Raw genomic sequence first — 18,978 nt, 5'->3', positions numbered from 1 at the left:
ATACATGAAACAGCATTTCCAGCAAATTGATATCCTGAAGGGACTGGCCATTATCGCCGTGCTGCTGTTGCACTCGTTCTCGCGGGAGCAATTGGTTGGCAGCTATGCTGTGTTTCATATCTGGCAGGCTGTACCTGTCTTTATGGTATTGATGGGTTTGAACCTGGGGATGTCCTACGGCAGCAAAACACTGCGTTTCGATCAGCTATATACCCCGCATTATTTTCAGAAGAAGGCCCTGCGCATCATTTTCCCGCTTTTGCTGATCTATATCATCGCCTTAGTTGCGGGCTATGTATCAGAACAGGTATACGCACGAGAAGTCTATACCCTGGGCTGGAAAAACCTGATTGGCGTACTGCCTGTTTCAGGCAAAGGCAATTACTTTATCACGCTTTTGTTGCAGTCTTTGATCGCGCTTCCCCTGATTGGCTATACCTTCCATCGCTGGCCTATTCGCACCAGTATCATACTACTGCTGACAGAAATTATTTTCCAGCTTGTAGCTTACCGGATGGCCTACTTCCAAACAGACCGCTACCTGTACGATGCAGCCTTGTTCCGTTACTTTTCTGCCATCGCGTTAGGCCTGTGGCTTTCACGACTGATTACCACCCCTTTTCAGAAAAGGAATAGCTTGTTTTTGATACTGGCCGGTATTGCCAGTGGCATATACCTGTACTTTCATCAGTATCAGGATATCAGTCTGCCATATATAAGACCCGAATGGCAATCACAACTGTTCCTAACTTTCCCATACGCCACTTTACTTATTTACCTGGTCATTCTGGCTTTCCCGCAGCAGTCGGACCATGTGGTACTGCGCTTAATGGCTTACATTGGAAAAGCATCCTACCATGTTTTTCTGGTGCAGGTGCTATACTTCGGACTAGTACAGGATGACTCGGATATAATACTAAACCTGGCTATTTGCTTACTAGCTGGCCAATTATTCTTTTTGCTGGACTCTTACCTGAGTAAAAAAATATCACATTAAAAGTCAATACATTTCTGCCACTTTATCAACTTAAGCTATGATTACAAAAGTTACCTGTGCCCTGATTGAACAATATGGTCGCGTGTTGATCACGCAGCGCAATGAAACAATGCCGCAAGCCATGCTATGGGAATTTCCGGGCGGAAAAATAGAAAATGGTGAGACTGAGATCGCCTGTCTAAAACGTGAGATCCAGGAGGAACTAAACCTGAGCATCACCCCGGTGCAGCGTCTTACACCTGTTGTACAGGAATACGATGATAAAACGATCGAACTTATACCTTTCCTTTGCCAATACGACGGCGGAACAATCAAGCTCACAGAACACCGCTCTTATCACTGGGTAATGCCACAGGATCTGTCGAATTACGATTGGTGCCCGGCTGATATTCCCATTGTGCAGGAGTTTTTGGCGCTAATAAATGAGCAACCGACCTAACAACACATACCACTTCTTTTCACGAAAGACCAAATAGCCGTACCTTTAGGGTATGGAATTACCTCAGTCATTTGTCGAGCGCATGAAAGGGCAACTGGGAGCGAACTATACCCGCTTCGAGACAGCTTTGCAACAGCCTGCGCCGGTCAGCATCCGTTTAAACAAAAATAAGCTGCAGGGGCAGCCTAACCTGCCGCGGGTCCCCTGGACAGAGACGGGCTTTTACCTGCCTTCGCGACCACAGTTCACGCTGGACCCGCGTCTGCATGCCGGTGCCTACTATGTGCAGGAGGCAAGTTCCATGTTTCTGGAGCAAGCGCTTCGTCAGCACGTAGACCTGAGCCAGTCACTCCGTGTGCTGGACCTTTGTGGAGCGCCTGGTGGCAAGTCAACTCACATCGCAAGCTTAATTTCACCAGACAGCCTATTGGTCGCCAATGAAGTCATCCGCAGCCGTGCCAGCATACTGGCAGAGAACGTGACCAAGTGGGGTAGCGGCAATGTGGTGGTCACCAACAATGACCCGCGTGATTTTGGCCGACTACCGGAGTTTTTTGATGTGATGGTGGTAGATGCCCCCTGCAGTGGCGAAGGCATGTTCCGAAAGGACCCGCAGGCAATGAATGAATGGTCAGAAGAGAACGTGAACCTATGCGCTCAGCGGCAGCAGCGCATCCTGATGGATGTATGGGAAGCCCTGCGACCGGGCGGTATCCTGATCTACAGTACCTGTACCTGGAATCTGGCGGAAAACGAACATAACATTGCCTGGCTGGCTGGTCAGGAAAATGCGCAGCCGCTATCACTCACACTGGATCCGGCATGGGGAGTAGAAGCTACTTCCCTCGACGGTATTGCTGGCTATCGTTTCTACCCGCATCAGGTACAGGGTGAAGGTTTCTTTTTGTCAGTCATCCGAAAGGCAGAAGAGTATGAAGAACCGCAACGATCATCCAAAAAGAAAAAGTTTAAACTGACACACGCCGGTAAGAAAGAACAGGCGATGGTCAACGACTGGCTTATGGAACCGGAGCGCTTTGCATGGGTACAGTACGGTGAAGTGATTTCGGCTATACCTGAAAATCTGTTCGAAGAAGTTGACCAACTCTACCAAAACCTATATGTGATCTACGCAGGCACAGAAATAGCCGAAGCGAAAGGCAAAAAGCTGAAGCCGTTGCAAGCCCTGGCACTGTCACAATATCTCAACAAAGCTTCTTTCCGCTCGGAAGAGCTCGACCTGGAATCGGCCCTGCGTTATCTTCGTAAAGAAGACATTGGCATTAGCGGTAACAGCAATGACTGGATCTTGCTGCAATTTGAAAACCTGCCCCTCGGCTGGGCAAAGCAAGTTGGCAACCGTCTCAATAATTACTACCCAAAAGAATGGCGCATCCGCATGGAATTGCCTCAAGTTTTAGAATTTGAGAGCTGGGGAGTTTAGGAGTTATAAGGTCGGATTGTAGCGCCGTGGTTCTACGCAGCATTAACGTTTCTTTGTAGGGACAGGTCGCGACCTGTCCGAATCGTGCATAGGCAATTAGGCACTTATGTTTTTTTTAGGTAGGTCAAGTTAAATAAAGCTGATTAAACCACCATTAGCCTAAACTTATTCCAAGCTCACGTATGTCGGCTCACGGCAGATGTAGACTTCCCCTAAAGTTGAGAGCCATAAAATAAGGAAACCCTCTAAAAAGGCGGGTTTCCTTATTTTATCGTGATGAATAAGTCAGAATTATCAACTCACAAACTCCTAAACTGTCCTTATTCTACAAACAGCACCAGCCCCTTCAAATACTCACCTTCGGGATGGAAGATGGAGATGGGGTGGTCGGCGGGCTGGGAGAGGTGGTGCATGATCTTGATGTTGCGTCCAGCTTCAATGGCAGCTGCCATCACCGTGTTGTTGAACAGGTATTTGTCTACCACCTGTGAGCAAGAGAATGTAAACAGAATGCCACTCGGCTTGATGCGCTTCATCGCCTCGGCATTCAGGCGCTTATAGCCCATCACAGCATTGTGACGCACTTTTTGGCTCTTGGCAAAGGCCGGTGGGTCCAGAATGATCACATCGTAGCGATCTTCCTTACCTTTCAAGAACTCGAACGTATCTACGGCATAGGCTTCATGGCGGTCAGGTGCCTGACTCAGTTCACCATTTTTGATTGTCAGTTCAATGGCTTTTTTGGATACATCCACCGAGTGTACTTCTTTGGCACCAGCATTCAGGGCGTATACTGAGAAACCACCGGTATAGCAAAAGGTGTTCAGCACTGACTTGTCTTTCACGTAGCGGGCCAGCAGTTCCCGGTTTTCGCGCTGGTCTATGAAGAAGCCTGTCTTTTGACCGCTTTCCCAATCTACAAAGAACTGGTTCTCGTTCTCGGTTACCACTACGCCGCCGCTTGACTCTCCAAACAGATAGCCATTCTCAGCCTGTACCGGCGACTTCGCCGGTAATGACTCGGCGCTCTTGTCATACACCGCTTTCAGGTGCGGACCGTAGATTTCCTGCAGCGCTTTGGCAACATGCTCGCGCACCGAATACATGCCCACAGAGTGCGTCTGGATCACGGCCGTGTCTTTGTACATGTCCACGATCAGCCCGGGTACGCCATCGCCTTCGGCGTATACCAGACGGTATACATCCGTATGCGGATTGTCGATCAGTCCAAGACGATTACGATAGTCATAGGCTTGCTGCACCTTGCTTTTCCAGAAGGTATAGTCCGGCTCAACTTGCTCAAAAGAAAACACGCGCACCGCTATAGAGCCCGGAGCCCAGTGGCCCATGCCCAGAAATTCGCGCTGATTGGAGTATACCTCCACCGTGTCGCCTTCTTCCGGCTCCGTTCCTTCAATTTTTTTTATGGCGCCAGAGAAAACCCACGGGTGATAACGCTTCAGGGAGTGTTCTTTTCCTTTGGCCAGGTATAATTTGGTAAGAGACATCTAGATTTATATAGTAATTGATAATGTGCTGATTCGGCAATGAAATTAAGAGCTAATATGATAATTAATAATTCCGGTAATTAACCCATGCAGCATGAAACAGATTAAGCTGTATAGGTAAAATATCGTTCCGTTTTTAGAGAAGAAATTGATCCTTGCTATACCTGCAATCGGAGAAAACAGTGAATAGCAAACTTACAAAGCGATCACCTGTAAATCTTTCAGGTAGGTATAGAGTTTCTGAACAGGCAGGCCTACTACATTAAAATAGGAACCTTCGATCTTCTCGATACCGATCTTGCCGATCCACTCCTGTATACCGTAGGCACCCGCTTTGTCGAAAGGCTGATAGTGCTCGATGTAGTAATTGATTTCTTCGTCACTTAACTTCTTAAAATAGACCTTGGTCACGTCATGGAAGATGGTCTTTGAATTCTTTGTGAGTATACAGACGCCCGTAATCACTTCGTGGTGCTTCCCTGACAAGGCCCGCAGCATCTCAAACGCTTCCGAGGCATCAACTGGTTTGTTCAGGATGCGATCACCCAGGCAAACGATCGTATCGGCCGTGATCAGCACTTCATTTTGTAAGTCGGAGGTATAGGCGTCGGCTTTGTGCGAAGCCAGAAACTCGGCTACCTGCTCGCGTTGCAGGTGCTCCGGGAAATCCTCGTGTACTTCCTTTACTTGCACTTCGAACTGAAGCCCGAGCCCGGCCAGGAGTTCTTTGCGGCGCGGGGAGTTAGAAGCAAGCAGTATCGGACGAGATAAATTCATTTTCTTTGATTGAGCTGAATAAAAATCCGCAGATCGTTTTCGGATAAAAGAAGGTGGACTTCTGCGGCATGATGGCACCACTGTAACAAACGCGTTTCACCTGTTCCATCGACACATCGTTGGTGATCAGGGCCAGACGAGCTTTACCGGAGTCAACCTGGCTGACACAGGCGGTGAAGTTGCGCACGTAGCTCAGGCCAGGATAATCGCGTTGTGCCTCGCGGCCAATACCCAGCACCTTCTCAAACACGAAATAGTGCATTACGGTCAGGTCAAGATCCTTTACTTCCTGCGGTACCGGCCAGTCGATCTGCTGGTGCACTTCCGGCTTCAGGCGCAGCTTGTAGGCATTGCCTGACAGGTATAGACCAAAAGCCCAGTTCTTGCCTACGATCACCTCGTTGAGTTCGTAAGCATCCTCTTTCGGGGTTACCACAAAGTACTCCCGCAGGCGCTCCAAAAACTCTTCGTCCGTCAGATCTATATTTTCCAGCACCCGATGTGTCGGTAATATGCGCAGATCGTCGGCTTCGGTGTTGGTCAGGTACATCAGGTGGTAGTTGTAAGCCTCCATACCGGTGTGGTTAGGATTGTCGGCCATGCGCTTTTTGCGGTACTCCAGCGAACCCTCGTAACGGTGATGTCCATCGGCCAACAGTACCTGTCGCGACTCCAGTACCGCCAAGAAATGCCTGATCACGTCACGGTCATGAATCACGGCCAGTACGTCACGCACCCCCTGGTAGTCCTCGGTTACATAAAGTGGCGATTGAATACTTTCATCCATGTAACGTTCCAGCACGAAATCAGGATCGGTGTAGAGCCCATGAGTGGCACTGGTATTCATCAGGGTTTTGTCGAGCAGGTCTATGCGATCATTCACAGCACTTGGTATAGTATTTTCGTGGCGCAGGAGCATACCTTCGTTCCAGTCGTAGGCTTTGATATGACAGATAAAACCCTTGCGGCAGTATTCGCGGTCGCTGCCCGGAAGCCTGAAATACTGGTAGTACACATAAATGCCCGGTAGCGGGTCCTGCACAATTGTACCCGCTGCTTTCCACTCTTGCAGCATGTCTGCCGCAGTGTCAGCGGGCGTATCGCCGCGAGGTACTGAAAGGTGTATGCTGTTGATCGGGTTCTGGTACAGCGCCTCCCGCTGCTTCGCTGACACCACATCAAAAAGGGGAGAGGTCAGTTCATCAATCGACTGGCTCAGCTCTTCTTTGTAGCGCCATGCTTTTATGGGTAGTATTTCAGCCATCAGGTTCGTTTACAGGTATAGGTATAGAATCAGGGTGCGAGCCTTTTGCGGTTCCATCGGGTGTCGGCTTGTTCAAACACGATGCGGTCGTGCAATCGGTTTGGGCGGCCTTGCCAGAACTCAATACGCTCCGGCTTCAGCACATAGCCTCCCCAGTGCTGCGGACGGGGTACTACATCCAGACTGGCAAAGTCTTGTTCATATTTCGCCTCTGCCTGTTCCAGCTCTTCACGGTTGTTTATCTCACGGCTCTGCGGCGAGGCCCAGGCCCCGATCTGGCTGCCGCGCGGACGGCTGTGGAAGTACACATCCGATACCTCCGGGGCCACTTTCTCTATAGTGCCTTCAATGCGCACCTGCCGCTCCAGCTCCGCCCAGAAAAAGGTCATCGAGCCATAAGGCCGCTCCGCCATTTCCTGTCCTTTGCGGCTTTCGTAATTGGTAAAAAACACAAAACCCTCCGAAGAAACTTCCTTTAAAAGCACCACACGTGACGAAGGGCGACAATCAGCCGACACGGTAGAAAGCACCAGCGCCGTAGGCTCCAGCACCTCCGAATGGATAGCCTCATTCAGCCATACCTTAAACTGGTCAAGCGGGTCATTGGAAACGGATTCTTCAGTAAGAGCCTGCCGGGAGTAATTCTTCCGGATAGAGGCAATGTCATGCTGTAGCGGCATAGAGGACTAGATGTTTTGCTCAAAATTATAAAATAATCGGCTGAGGCTTAAATTTTAATTAATATTGCAATAATTTAAAAATATTTTATAAAATTAGAAGACTTATTTCCAGTGCTTACAGGTTTCGTCCCGTTATCAAATGTTTTGAATGGCTTTGTTAAAGGAAGTGAACTGTACCCTAATGTGTTGTTTCCGTAAGAAGGTATAAATAGCGATTGCCAGGCCTGCCAGGCCAGTAGTTTTTGTAAGGTAAAGCAACTAAACCCTGGAGAACAATGGAGGAAGAAAGCGAAAATAAGCCACAAAACGGCAGCATACTAATATCGGAGCCATACCTTGGAGACCCGAACTTTGAGCGAACTGTGGTGCTGATCTGCAGTCACGTGGAAGGAGAGGGGACATTTGGGCTGGTACTCAACCGATTGTCAAACCTTAAGCTGTCTGATGTGGTTGATATTTATAATGATTCATTTGAAGCCGAACTAGGTATAGGGGGACCTGTGCAATACAACACCTTGCATTATGTACACCAGATACCGGATCTGCCGCAGGCAGTGCAGTTGGACGACAATCTGTATTGGGGTGGCGACTTTGAGTCGCTGCGCACCATGATCGGCACAGGAGAGGTAACACCGGCAGATATCAAGTTCTTTCTTGGCTACTCCGGATGGACACCTGGCCAGCTGCAGGAGGAGATCGACAAAAATGTTTGGATCGTGAACAACAATGCTGCGAATAAATTATTTAATTTGGAAGCAGATACGCTTTGGCGAAACATACTGCGCCAAATGGGCGGGAAATACAAGGTACTGTCAAACTACCCCGTAGACCCCCGCCTGAACTGACAAAACGTGGACTATAACCTGAAGTCATGACAACTGATAAACAGCACACCGACGCAAACGGAGCTGAGGCCAACAAGCCCCGGCCACAAGACGAAGCACAAGCCAACGAGCAGCAGGCCTCGTCGCCGATGGACATTGTAGAACAGCGCCTCGCCGAAATCAACGCACAAAAAGAAAGCGCACAGGACAATCCAACGGAACAAGGTGTGCCCAAAGAAGAACAGCCTGAAATAAAACCAGAACTGGCTTCTGAGGCAGAAACGTCAGAAACAGAAAAAATAACAGAAGCCTTTGCAGATGCTAACCTGCCGGAGGCGGAAACAGCTGCAGCATCTGAAACCGAATCAGCTACTACGTCTGAAACGGAAACACCTGCACAAGCAGAAACACTTGTAGACTCTTCACCAACCGCCTCAACGACGGCGGCAGAAACAAAGTCTCCAGCAGCTGATGATCATCATGACGACGAAGAGTTGGACGAGGATGACCACACAGATTACAGTGAAATGTCGATGGAGGAACTGCGCAACCATTTGGCCCAGCTTCTCAAAGGACCTGATGCAAAACGCAAGTACAAGAAGATCCAGGAAATCCATCGCCAGTATGAAGATAAATTCCAGGTTGAGAAAAACCAGGCACTAGACCGATTCCGTCAGGAGGGAGGTACCGAAGAAGACTTTGAGTACCATGCACCGATGGAGCATAGCGAGCTGGAGCAACTCTATACTGCCTACCGCGAGGCACGTTACCAGGAGCGTCAGCACAGCGAGGAGCAGCGCCAGCGAAACCTGGAGCGCAAGCGTGAACTGCTGCAACAGTTGCGTACCTTGGTGGAATCAGCAGAAACCAAAAACAGCAGCGATGAACTGAAGAAACTACAGAGTGAGTGGAAGAGCATAGGTCCGGTGCCGCCAGGCGAAGCGCAGGAGCTATGGGATTCGTATCACGCCCTGCTAGACATCTTCTATAACAACCGCAGCATGTTCTTCGAAATGAAGGAGCTGGACAGACGCCGTAACCTGGACGCCAAAGTGCAGTTAATCGAGCGCGCCGAAGCCCTTCAGAACGAGCCTTCCATTAACAAAGCCCTGCAGGAGCTTCGTCATTTGCACGAAGAATGGAAGAACATTGGCCCGGTGCCTAATGAGCAGCGCGACACAATCTGGGAGCGCTTCATACAGGCCTCTGAGAAAGTGCACGAGCACCGTCGCACTTACATGGAAGAGCGCAAAACTGTTGAGCTGGCTAACCTGGAGAAGAAGCGTAGCCTGCTGGATCGTCTACAGGAGTTCCAAAGCTTCAACACTGACCGCATCAACGAGTGGCGCGACAAAACCGATGAGATCCAGAAGCTTAAAGAAGAGTGGGACAATGCCGGCCTCGTACCGAAAGAATACGCAGAAGAAGTCAACAAGACTTTCTGGAGCAATTATAAAGCATTCTTCCAGCATAAGAATCAGTTCTTTAAGGGGCTGGATGAACAGAAAATGCAGAACCTGCGCCTGAAGACTGAGCTGTGCGAACAGGCTGAAAGCCTGAAAGAAAGCACAGACTGGAATGCCACCAAGGAGAAAATGATCCAGCTCCAGAAGAAGTGGAAGACCATAGGCCGCGTGCCGGACAAGCATTCCGACAAGATATGGCAGCGCTTCAGAGCCGCCTGCAACGAGTTCTTTGATCGCAAGCAGGTGCAGGAACAACAGAAAGGGGCCGAAATGGAGAAACTGTCTTCAGAAAAGCTGGCCCTGTGCGACCGCGTAACAGAAGAACTGGCACAGCCTAACACAACCACCTCGCTGGAAGACTACAACAAGATCGTAGCGGAGTGGAGCACCCTGGATGCCGGTAACAAACGTGTAAGCGCAAGGGTAGAAGAGAAGTTCCTGTCACTGATGGAGCGTTACCTGGAACGCGTGCCTGATCTGCACTACGATGATCGTGCTACTATGCTGGCGCAGCTGCAGGTAGACCGTCTGAAAAACAGTCCGGACGCCTCTCAGAAGCTGTACCAGAAAGAGCAGACGCTGCGTCGGGAGATATCACAACTGCAGAATGACATCCAGACGCTTCGTACCAACCTCGATTTCTTTGCGCGTTCCAAGAATGCAGACAAGTTGCGTGAGGAGTATGAAGGCCGTATAGAAGACACGCAGAAACGAATAGACATCCTGCAGCGGCAGCTGGCCGCTTTCAGAAGATAAAAATTTCTGTTTGATACTCAAAAGCTTATCGCAAAAGGGCAAAAAATCCTGCAGGAGGTGTTTGTATATTAAAAACTATATTATACCTTTGCAACGCTTTAGAACGATAGGGCAACACAAATAAAGTATCGCCTCCTTAGCTCAGCTGGTAGAGCAACTGACTTGTAATCAGTAGGTCGCTGGTTCGATCCCGGCAGGGGGCTCAACTTTATTTGTACTTTTACCGCCTCCATAGCTCAGCTGGTAGAGCAACTGACTTGTAATCAGTAGGTCGTTGGTTCGATTCCGACTGGGGGCTCTTAAAAGGCTTCAGAGAAATCTGAAGCCTTTTTTGTTTTTAGCCCTTCCCAATCCCCTCACTGCCTCTCCTTTGCAATGTTTTGACCTGAAGCAACTGATGCTATATATGCTTTTTCAAGTTTTATGACTTATTTTGGGGATTCATCCAAGTACTGAATCCGATCCATGCAACTGATAGAAGTAAACACACCTGAACTGGCTGAAGAGTTTTTGAAAATGCAGGTCAGGCTATACCGCAAAGACCCAAAGTACATCCGGCCGCTTGACAAGGACGTGCACCAGGTATTTGATCCCAAAAAGAACAAACTGCTGCGTGACGGCGAAGCCATCCGTTGGATTCTGCAGGACGAGACAGGTGAAACCATCGGCAGGGTAGCTGCATTCATCAACAGGAAAACAGCAAACTCCTTTGAACAGCCTACTGGTGGCATGGGCTTCTTCGACTGTATCAATGACCAGGAAGCAGCTAACAAACTATTCGACGCCTGCCGTAACTGGTTGCAGGAACGAGGAATGGAAGCCATGGATGGTCCCATCAACTTCGGCGAACGCGACAAGTGGTGGGGACTTCTGGTGGACGGCTTTTACGAGCCTACCTATTGTATGAATTACAACCATGCTTATTACCAAAAACTGTTTGAGAACTATGGTTTTGAGCTTTACTTCAATCAATACGTTTACTACCGTACAGTAGACGACCCACTGGCACCTGAGTATCACGAAAAAGCACAGCGCGTGCTGGCTGACCCAAGCTATACCTTCCAGCACCTTGACAGAAACAACCTTGACAAGTATGCCGAGGATTTTCGTGTCGTATACAACAAGGGCTGGGTAAAACATGAAGGTGTGAAGGCCATGGGCGAAGCACAGGCAAAATCCATTATGAAAGCCCTGAAGCCGATCCTGGATGAAAAAATCATCTGGTTCGCTTACCACAACGGGGAGCCTGCCGGTTTCTTCATTGCTATACCTGAGTTGAATCAGCTATTCAAGCACGTGAATGGAAAACTGGACCTGTGGGGCAAGATCAAATTTGCCTACTATCGCTGGAGAGGGTCCTGCAAGACGATGTATGGCATTGTATTCGGTATCACACCAGAGTGCCAGGGCAAAGGCGTAGAGGCAGCCATGGTGGTGTCTGCAGCCAAACTGGTACAGGGTAATCCAAATATCCCATACTATGATTTGCAAATGAACTGGATCGGGGACTTCAACCCGAAAATGATGAAGGTAGTGGAGCAGGTCGGAAGCCGCATTCTGAAAACCTATGTAACCTACCGTTTCCTGTTCGACAGAGAAAAGGAGTTCAAGCGTGCCCCCATCATTAAGTAGTAGCAGATGGATTCACTAACACAGATCGTACTGGGAGCCGCCGTAGGCGAGGCGGTGGCTGGCCGCAAGCTGGGCAACAAGGCTCTGCTTTGGGGCGCCATAGCCGGCACTATACCTGATCTGGACGTACTGGCCAATCCGCTGTTGGACATGGTGGGTCAGTTAAGCTTCCATCGATCTGTCACACATTCTTTCTTTTTTGCCATTGTGGCCTCCCCATTGCTGGGCTGGATGCTTTGGCGACTTTACAAGAACGAACATGCCAGCTTCCGCGACTGGACCCTGCTGTTTTTTCTGGGCTTCACTACCCACGCCATACTGGACAGCTTTACAACTTGGGGGACTCAGTTATTGTGGCCCTTCAGCAACTACGGGGTAGCATTCTACAACATCTTTGTGATAGACCCGCTGTATACCGTACCCTTTCTGATCTGCGTGATTGCCGTCATGTTCTATGACAGGCGAAATCCCAAGCGTCGACGCTGGAACAATGCTGGTCTGATTATCAGCTCCCTCTACATCCTCTTCTCATTTGGAGCTCAGGCTTATGCTAAAAATGCGTTCACTGAAAGCCTGCAAGATCAAGGTATACGCTTTGAATCTGAGATCGTGAAAGCCACTCCTTTGAACACCCTTCTCTGGTCTGTCACTGCGGCTACGGACGATGGCTTTTATACTGGCTTCTACTCCTTGTTGGACCAGGACCGGGATATCAGGTATAGCTTTGAGCCACGGCAGGAACATTTACTGGACGAATACCGGGGCCATCCGAAGATGGAGCGCCTGCTGGAGATCACCAAAGGCTATCATGCGGTAGAAGAAGTTGAGCGAGGTATATACATCAAAGATTTACGATTCGGTCAGTTTGATGGCTGGCAGGAAGGCAAAGGACAGTATGTGTTCGTTTACCATATCTGGCGGGAGCAGGATGGCTCACTAAACTTTGAAGAAATAAACAACCGCCCGAAAATAGACGGTGACTACCTCAAAGCCTATCTAAATCGTATTCTGGGAAATAAAGATTAAGTCAATGCGTATGACATCAGCAAGATGGTTGCTCCGTGGCAAAAAAGCCGTTGTAACAGGAGGCTCCAAAGGTATAGGCGCCGCGATTGTAGAAGAGTTTATTGCCTTAGGAGCCGAAGTGCTGGCTGTGGCACGCAAAGAAGCAGACCTGCAGCAGTTACAGGAAAAGTTTCCTGAAGGACTGCAGGTGCTCGTAGCTGATGTAAGCACTGCAGAAGGTCGCCAGAAGCTGCAGGACACAGTGCAAACTCTCTGGGGTGCGCTGGATATACTGGTCAACAATGTGGGCACCAACATACGCAAGCCGGTAACAGAATATACCCCTGAAGAATACGATTTTGTGATGAGCACTAATCTGCGCTCAGCCTTTGAACTGAGTCGCGGCTTTTATCCGCTGCTTAAAGCATCTGAACAGGGCAATATCATTCATGTTACTTCGGTGGCAGGACTTACGCATGTGCGAACAGGTGCCATTTACGGCATGACCAAGGCTGCACTGGTGCAACTTACCAAAAACCTGGCAGGGGAGTGGGCTGCGGACGGAATCCGTGTCAATGCCGTTGCACCCTGGTACATCAGCACGCCGCTCGCCCAGACTGTGCTGCAAGATGAAAAGTACCTACACGAGGTACTGATCCGAACGCCTATGCGCGTGATTGGAAAACCCGAGGATGTAGCAGGTGCCGTGGCCTACCTTTGCATGCCGGCAGCAGCCTATATCACTGGTCAGACATTGGCCGTAGACGGTGGTTTTACGATCAATGGCTTTCACCCCGCCTGAGGTGTAAAGCAGGTATAAAAGCCGCGCTCAGAGCAGCTAAACTATCCCCTGAAACACTGGTTTATTAATCCAAATTTTACTACTTTTGTATGATAAGGCTGCAAGAGCGCAACAACTGTTTCCAGTGCTCTTCATAACCCAACATGCATGGCAAAAATCCGACTGCTTTTACCCTTTAGCGCTGCTCTGCTGCTTCTGACTGTATCCTCCTGCAAACCACTTTGTCCTATCGGTCCCTGCCAGGTACGGATGGTGCATGCACACGGTGAGCAGGAATTCCGCGGCCAGCCCATTCACAAAAAACAAAACCCCAAAATAGGCGAAAAGCTGCCGAAGCAAACAGGGGAGGTGCACAAGCGCACCAACGACAAGAGCCAGCGCAAAAACTAATGAACGTTACAGGCTTTCGCCTGAAAAGTATATCAACCAACACAAAACTATTATTTAGACCTTGAACATGAACGAAGGCGAACGAATAATACCGATCAACATTGAAGACGAGATGCGCGGTGCATACATCGACTACTCAATGTCTGTTATCATTTCCAGAGCCTTACCCGATGTGAGAGACGGCCTGAAGCCAGTACACCGCCGTGTGCTGTACGGTATGTCTGAACTGGGGGTATCCTATAACAAGTCCTACAAGAAGTCAGCGCGTATCGTAGGAGAGGTGCTGGGCAAGTATCACCCGCACGGTGACTCCTCGGTATACGAGACCATGGTGCGTATGGCTCAGGAGTGGTCGCTGCGTTACCCGCTGGTTGACGGTCAGGGTAACTACGGCTCCATTGACGGTGACTCACCAGCTGCGATGCGTTACACAGAGGCCCGCCTCAAGCGTATAGCCGACGAGCTGCTCACTGACCTCGATAAAAACACGGTAGACTTCGTGCCGAACTTCGACGACTCCCTGAAGGAGCCATCGGTGATGCCGGCTAAGTTCCCGAACCTGCTGGTGAACGGTACTTCCGGTATCGCGGTAGGTATGGCCACCAACATGGCGCCACACAACCTGACCGAAGTCATCAACGGTACAATCGCTTACATTGACAACAGGGAGATCACGATAGCTGAACTGATGCACTACATCACAGCGCCGGACTTCCCGACTGGTGGTATCATCTATGGCTATGATGGCGTGAAGGCCGCTTTTGAAACAGGCCGTGGTCGTGTGCTGATGCGTGGACGCGCTAATTTCGAAACAACTGCTACGGGCAAAGAGCAGATCATCGTAACGGAGATTCCTTACATGGTGAACAAGGCTTCTCTTATTGAGAAGACTGCTGCCCTGATCAACGAGAAGAAAATCGAAGGTATAGCTGACCTGCGTGACGAGTCTGACCGTGACGGTTTGCGCATCGTGTATGACTTGAAGCGCGATGCCATACCTAACGTAGTACTCAACAACTTATACAAGTATACGCAGCTGCAGTCTTCGTTTGGCGTGAACAACGTGGCCCTGGTAAAAGGCCGCCCGATGACGCTGAATCTGAAAGACCTGATCCATCACTTCGTAGAACACAGACACGAGGTGGTGATCCGCAGAACACAGTACGAACTGGACGAAGCCAGAAAGCGTGCCCATATCCTGGAAGGCTTGCTGATCGCCCTGGACAACCTGGACGAAGTGATCAACCTGATCCGTTCTTCCCGTGACCCTGAGGTTGCCCGCAATAGCCTTATGGAGCGTTTTGCCTTATCTGAAATTCAGGCTCGTGCTATCCTTGACATGCGTCTGCAGCGTCTGACCGGTCTGGAGCGTGACAAGATCCAGGCAGAGTATGCCGAGATCATGAAACTGATCGACTACCTGACTTCTGTTTTGAATGATGAAAGCCTGCGTATGCAGATCATCAAAGACGAGTTAAATGAAATAAAAGAGCGCTACGGCGACGTACGTCGTACCAGCATCGAGGCTTCTACCGGCGATATTTCTTACGAGGACATGATTCCGGAAGAAAACATGGTGATCACCATTTCGCATGAAGGTTACATTAAGCGCACTTCACTGAGTGAGTACCGTAGCCAAAGCCGAGGTGGTGTTGGTTCACGTGGAGTGGCCGCCTCTAAAGAGAGTGACTTCACAGAACACCTGTTTGTTGCCAGCACCCACCATCACATGCTGTTCTTCACAGAGTTCGGTCGTGTGTTCTGGATGAAAGTGTACGAGATTCCGGAAGGAGGGAAGACCACCAAAGGACGTGCTATCCAAAACCTGATCAACATTGAGAAGGACGATAAGATACGTGCGGTGATCAATGTGCGTGACCTGAAAAACCAGGATTTCGTGCTGAACCACAATCTGGTATTCTGTACTGAGCAAGGCACGATCAAAAAGACCGTGCTGGAAGCATACTCCAGACCACGTACCAACGGTATCAATGCGATCACGATCAATGACGGCGACCGTCTGCTGGACGTACAGCTGACCACAGGCAACAGCGAAATCATCATTGCGCTGGGTTCCGGACGAGCCATCCGCTTCAACGAGCACCAGGTGAGACCAATGGGTCGAAACGCTGCCGGTGTGCGCGGTGTAACACTGGCCGGAGCTGACGATAAGGTAGTTGGTATGGTTTGTGTAGAAAACGAGAACACAGAACTGCTAGTAGTTTCTGAAAACGGATTTGGAAAGCGTTCACTGCTGGAAGAATACCGTATAACGAACCGCGGCGGAAAAGGGGTGAAGACCCTGAACGTAACGGACAAAACCGGCAAGCTGGTGGCTATCAAAGGCGTGGTAGATACGGATGACCTGATGATCATTAACCGTTCAGGTATCACAATCCGACTTCGCGTAGCTGATATACGTGTGATTGGCCGCGCTACACAGGGCGTACGACTGATTAAACTGACAGAAGGCGACCAGATTTCATCCGTGGCAAAAGTGGAGATGGAGAACGAGGAAGAAGTAACTGAAGCCCTGATGGAGCAGTCAGAACTGAAACCGGAAGACTCCTTGCAACCTGATAATCAGATAGATCCGGAAGCAGCTGAGGATGAAGTTTAATCTGTAAAATGGAATTTTATTTTATTTATTAATCGTTTAACAAACAAACAAAAACCAATCTCTGAATAGTATGAAAAAAATACTGATGACAGCCATGGCAGCCGTAAGCGTTCAGGTTGCTGTCGCTCAGAACTCAGCCGTGAATAGCGCCGTGCTTAATCACAAGAACGGTACGCTTGACAAAGCGCTAGAAGACATCAATAAAGCCACAGAGCACAAAAAGACGCAAGACAAAGCCAAAACCTGGTTCTATCATGGTGTAATCAACCAGGACCTGATCGGCCACCCAATCTACGGAAAACTGGCTACAGAGAAAACCCCGGAAGTAGCGCTTGCTTCATTCAACAAAACGCTGGAGATTGACGGTGAGAACGGTCAGTTCGGCAAGATGGTACCAGAGCGTATGGAGATCCTATACGGTCAGATCCTGAACCAGGCAGTTGAGTTTCACAACAACCAGGACTGGGACAATGCCATTGCCAAGTATGACATGGCTTCGAAGGTAAATCCTACAGATACAACAGCCGTGCTTTATGCTGCTTACGCCTCAACAGCCAAGCAGGATTATGCCTCAGCCATTAAGTATTATGATAAATTGATCGGTATTGGTCATACAACTGAAGATGTTTACAAAAACAAAATTCAGTTGCAGCAGGCCGTAGAAGCGAGCGACGAAGAAGTAATGGCGTCTATTGCTGCTGGCCTGGAGAAGCACCCGAACAGTGTATACCTGATGCAGGAAGAACTGCGTTACTACCTGAAAAACGACCGTGCTGACGAGGCAATGGCTAAACTGGACAAAGCTATCGAAGCTGATCCGAAGAATGCCAGCCTTTATGCCGTTCGTGGTAACCTGGAAGAGCGCAAAGGAAACATCGACGCTGCTTACAAAAACTATAAGAAAGCAGTAGAAGTAGATCCAAATAACTTCGACGGTTTCTTTAACCTGGGTGTACTGGAGTACAATAAGGGTAGTGAGTTCAACAACAAAGCTGCCAAAATGGACTACGCGACTTACAAGAAGCAAGGTCCGGCATTGGAGAAGCAGGCTATCAAGCACTACGAAGCTTCATTGCCATACTTCGAGAAAGCCCTCGAAATTCAGCCGGAAGATCAGGCAACACTTGCCAACCTGCAGCGTGTGTATACACGTTTAAAGCGTACTGCTGATGCAGAGAGAATCGGTAAGAAACTGAAAAACTAATCTTACTCGCTAAGATAAAAGAACGAAAGGGAGCTTGTTACAGGCTCCCTTTCTTATTGCCACATCTATTACTTAACATAATATAAATTATAAGACTGATTATATACGAGTAACAATACTCTATAATAAGTGTCACTGATAATATACTTTATGTTAAGTAGAGTGATCTAAACGCTAATCATTAAATATGCTGCTGCTGAAATGATTTTGGTGTGAGCCCGACTTCTTTTTTAAAAGCACGGATAAAATAATTCAGATTTTGAAATCCTGCCATGTAGCAAGCTTGCGTGACAGAGTTAAGTGGATTGCGGAGATAGTCTTTCGCAAGCCTGATACGCTCCTTTAAAATATAATCGGCTGGTGTATAGCCAAATTCTTCTTTGAATTTCCTGAAGAAACTTGCCCGGCTCATGCAGGCTTTGTCGCTTAGCTTGTCTATATCGATCTTCTCCCGAATACTTTCTTTGATGTATTTAATGATGTGCGCAAATCTGTTGTTGGTCGCCAGACTCACATAATTTGACTCAAAAAGCTGCCTGGCCTGCGTCTGCATCAGTCGCACAAGCAGCTCGCGCAGCGCTAAGCCAGCTAAAACATCCTTTTCTCTGTTCTTTTCATTGATGCTGATCCGGATTAGCCGGTTAATGATATCAGCTAGATCCTGATTGTTCACCAGGTGAAACATTTCCTGGTCAATACTCCAGCAAGCATTCCGCTCTACCTTCGGGAAACGCTCGTTCAGCAAAGCGACAGTTGTCTGGATTTGCTCCTGTGATATAGCAAGTGCAATGCATTGTGTAGGGTTATCACGCTCTGCCTCAGGAAAATCGATCTTCATCAGCTCATTGGGTGGCACAATGACCGATTCGCCTGGCAGATAATCAAAACCCTGTTTCCCGAACAGGTGCATTACTTTTTTGCCGCGCAACATACTCGTCAGGACCAGATTATCGAAAACGAGGCTCACTTTCTCCGCGGCCTGATGCGTTTCAAAAACATTTAGCTCGCAGCTCTCAAGTGTGTAAGCTGAACGATGCTCCACTAGCGTTGTGAGCGCCTGTTCTTTTAGTGTGGGCAGCTGTTGAAGTTGATGTTTTATGGGCATATATCTTAAACGGCTATAATCCTGTCTTATTCTGATATTAAAGATACATTTTTTGAGACAATAAG

At 48.9% G+C, this 18,978-nt stretch carries 16 protein-coding genes and 2 tRNA genes; 13 read left to right on the top strand and 5 right to left on the bottom strand.

Annotated elements, in window-relative coordinates:
- The first annotated feature begins 4 nt into the window (after positions 1–4).
- The 3 genes from I0P70_RS03785 to I0P70_RS03775 are packed head-to-tail and all read left to right on the top strand — an operon-like array spanning position 5 to position 2,880.
- Positions 5–997, top strand: coding sequence for an acyltransferase (locus tag I0P70_RS03785; protein ID WP_196114852.1), 993 nt, complete (start codon positions 5–7; stop codon positions 995–997).
- Between the two features lie 37 nt (positions 998–1,034).
- On the top strand, positions 1,035–1,436 hold the full coding sequence (locus I0P70_RS03780; protein WP_196114851.1) for a (deoxy)nucleoside triphosphate pyrophosphohydrolase: 402 nt from the start codon (positions 1,035–1,037) through the stop codon (positions 1,434–1,436).
- Between the two features lie 52 nt (positions 1,437–1,488).
- Entirely contained in the window at positions 1,489–2,880 is a 1,392-nt protein-coding gene (locus I0P70_RS03775) for an rRNA methyltransferase (RefSeq protein ID WP_196114850.1), read from the top strand.
- A 320-nt stretch (positions 2,881–3,200) separates the two neighbouring features.
- Here the strand turns inward: I0P70_RS03775 and I0P70_RS03770 are convergent, their stop codons facing one another.
- The 4 genes from I0P70_RS03770 to pdxH form a co-directional block, all read right to left on the bottom strand.
- Positions 3,201–4,388: a class I SAM-dependent rRNA methyltransferase gene (locus I0P70_RS03770; RefSeq protein WP_196114849.1), complete on the bottom strand. Its 1,188-nt coding sequence runs from the start codon at positions 4,386–4,388 to the stop codon at positions 3,201–3,203.
- A 195-nt stretch (positions 4,389–4,583) separates the two neighbouring features.
- Entirely contained in the window at positions 4,584–5,165 is a 582-nt protein-coding gene (locus tag I0P70_RS03765) for a Maf-like protein (RefSeq protein WP_196114848.1), read from the bottom strand.
- Positions 5,131–6,429, bottom strand: coding sequence for a DUF1015 domain-containing protein (locus tag I0P70_RS03760; protein WP_196114847.1), 1,299 nt, complete (start codon positions 6,427–6,429; stop codon positions 5,131–5,133). The genes I0P70_RS03765 and I0P70_RS03760 overlap by 35 nt, the downstream gene beginning before the upstream one ends.
- A gap of 29 nt (positions 6,430–6,458) precedes the next feature.
- A complete protein-coding gene (pdxH, locus tag I0P70_RS03755; RefSeq protein WP_196114846.1) occupies positions 6,459–7,109 on the bottom strand; it encodes a pyridoxamine 5'-phosphate oxidase in 651 nt (216 codons plus the stop codon).
- 275 nt (positions 7,110–7,384) lie between these two features.
- Between pdxH and I0P70_RS03750 the strand changes: the two genes are divergently transcribed.
- The 10 genes from I0P70_RS03750 (at position 7,385) to I0P70_RS03705 (ending at position 17,808) form a co-directional block, all read left to right on the top strand.
- The gene (locus I0P70_RS03750) at positions 7,385–7,954 is read left to right on the top strand and encodes a YqgE/AlgH family protein (RefSeq protein WP_076421796.1); all 570 of its coding nucleotides are present in this window, start codon (positions 7,385–7,387) and stop codon (positions 7,952–7,954) included.
- 26 nt (positions 7,955–7,980) lie between these two features.
- Complete coding sequence (locus I0P70_RS03745) at positions 7,981–10,155, top strand: DUF349 domain-containing protein (RefSeq protein ID WP_196114845.1); 2,175 nt, start codon at positions 7,981–7,983, stop codon at positions 10,153–10,155.
- A gap of 130 nt (positions 10,156–10,285) precedes the next feature.
- Positions 10,286–10,358 (top strand) — tRNA-Thr (locus I0P70_RS03740).
- Between the two features lie 22 nt (positions 10,359–10,380).
- Positions 10,381–10,453 (top strand) — tRNA-Thr (locus I0P70_RS03735).
- 167 nt (positions 10,454–10,620) lie between these two features.
- On the top strand, positions 10,621–11,787 hold the full coding sequence (locus I0P70_RS03730) for a hypothetical protein (RefSeq protein WP_196114844.1): 1,167 nt from the start codon (positions 10,621–10,623) through the stop codon (positions 11,785–11,787).
- Between the two features lie 6 nt (positions 11,788–11,793).
- Positions 11,794–12,813, top strand: coding sequence for a metal-dependent hydrolase (locus tag I0P70_RS03725; RefSeq protein WP_196114843.1), 1,020 nt, complete (start codon positions 11,794–11,796; stop codon positions 12,811–12,813).
- Between the two features lie 10 nt (positions 12,814–12,823).
- Entirely contained in the window at positions 12,824–13,594 is a 771-nt protein-coding gene (locus I0P70_RS03720) for an SDR family oxidoreductase (protein WP_196114842.1), read from the top strand.
- 147 nt (positions 13,595–13,741) lie between these two features.
- Positions 13,742–13,984 carry a hypothetical protein gene (locus tag I0P70_RS03715; RefSeq protein WP_196114841.1) on the top strand — a complete coding sequence of 81 codons (243 nt, stop codon included), beginning with the start codon at positions 13,742–13,744 and terminating at the stop codon, positions 13,982–13,984.
- 67 nt (positions 13,985–14,051) lie between these two features.
- Positions 14,052–16,604: a DNA gyrase subunit A gene (gyrA, locus tag I0P70_RS03710; protein WP_196114840.1), complete on the top strand. Its 2,553-nt coding sequence runs from the start codon at positions 14,052–14,054 to the stop codon at positions 16,602–16,604.
- 70 nt (positions 16,605–16,674) lie between these two features.
- On the top strand, positions 16,675–17,808 hold the full coding sequence (locus I0P70_RS03705; RefSeq protein WP_196114839.1) for a lipopolysaccharide assembly protein LapB: 1,134 nt from the start codon (positions 16,675–16,677) through the stop codon (positions 17,806–17,808).
- 181 nt (positions 17,809–17,989) lie between these two features.
- On the opposite strand, the gene I0P70_RS03700 is transcribed toward I0P70_RS03705, so the two are convergent.
- Positions 17,990–18,913 (bottom strand): AraC family transcriptional regulator, encoded by a 924-nt coding sequence (locus I0P70_RS03700; RefSeq protein WP_196114838.1) that lies wholly within the window; start codon positions 18,911–18,913, stop codon positions 17,990–17,992.
- Between the last annotated feature and the right edge of the window lie 65 nt (positions 18,914–18,978).

The sequence above is a fragment of the Pontibacter sp. FD36 genome (assembly GCF_015686655.1).
In the GTDB taxonomy this organism is placed as follows: Bacteria; Bacteroidota; Bacteroidia; order Cytophagales; family Hymenobacteraceae; genus Pontibacter.
This window is presented reverse-complemented; position numbering and strand designations above follow the sequence as displayed.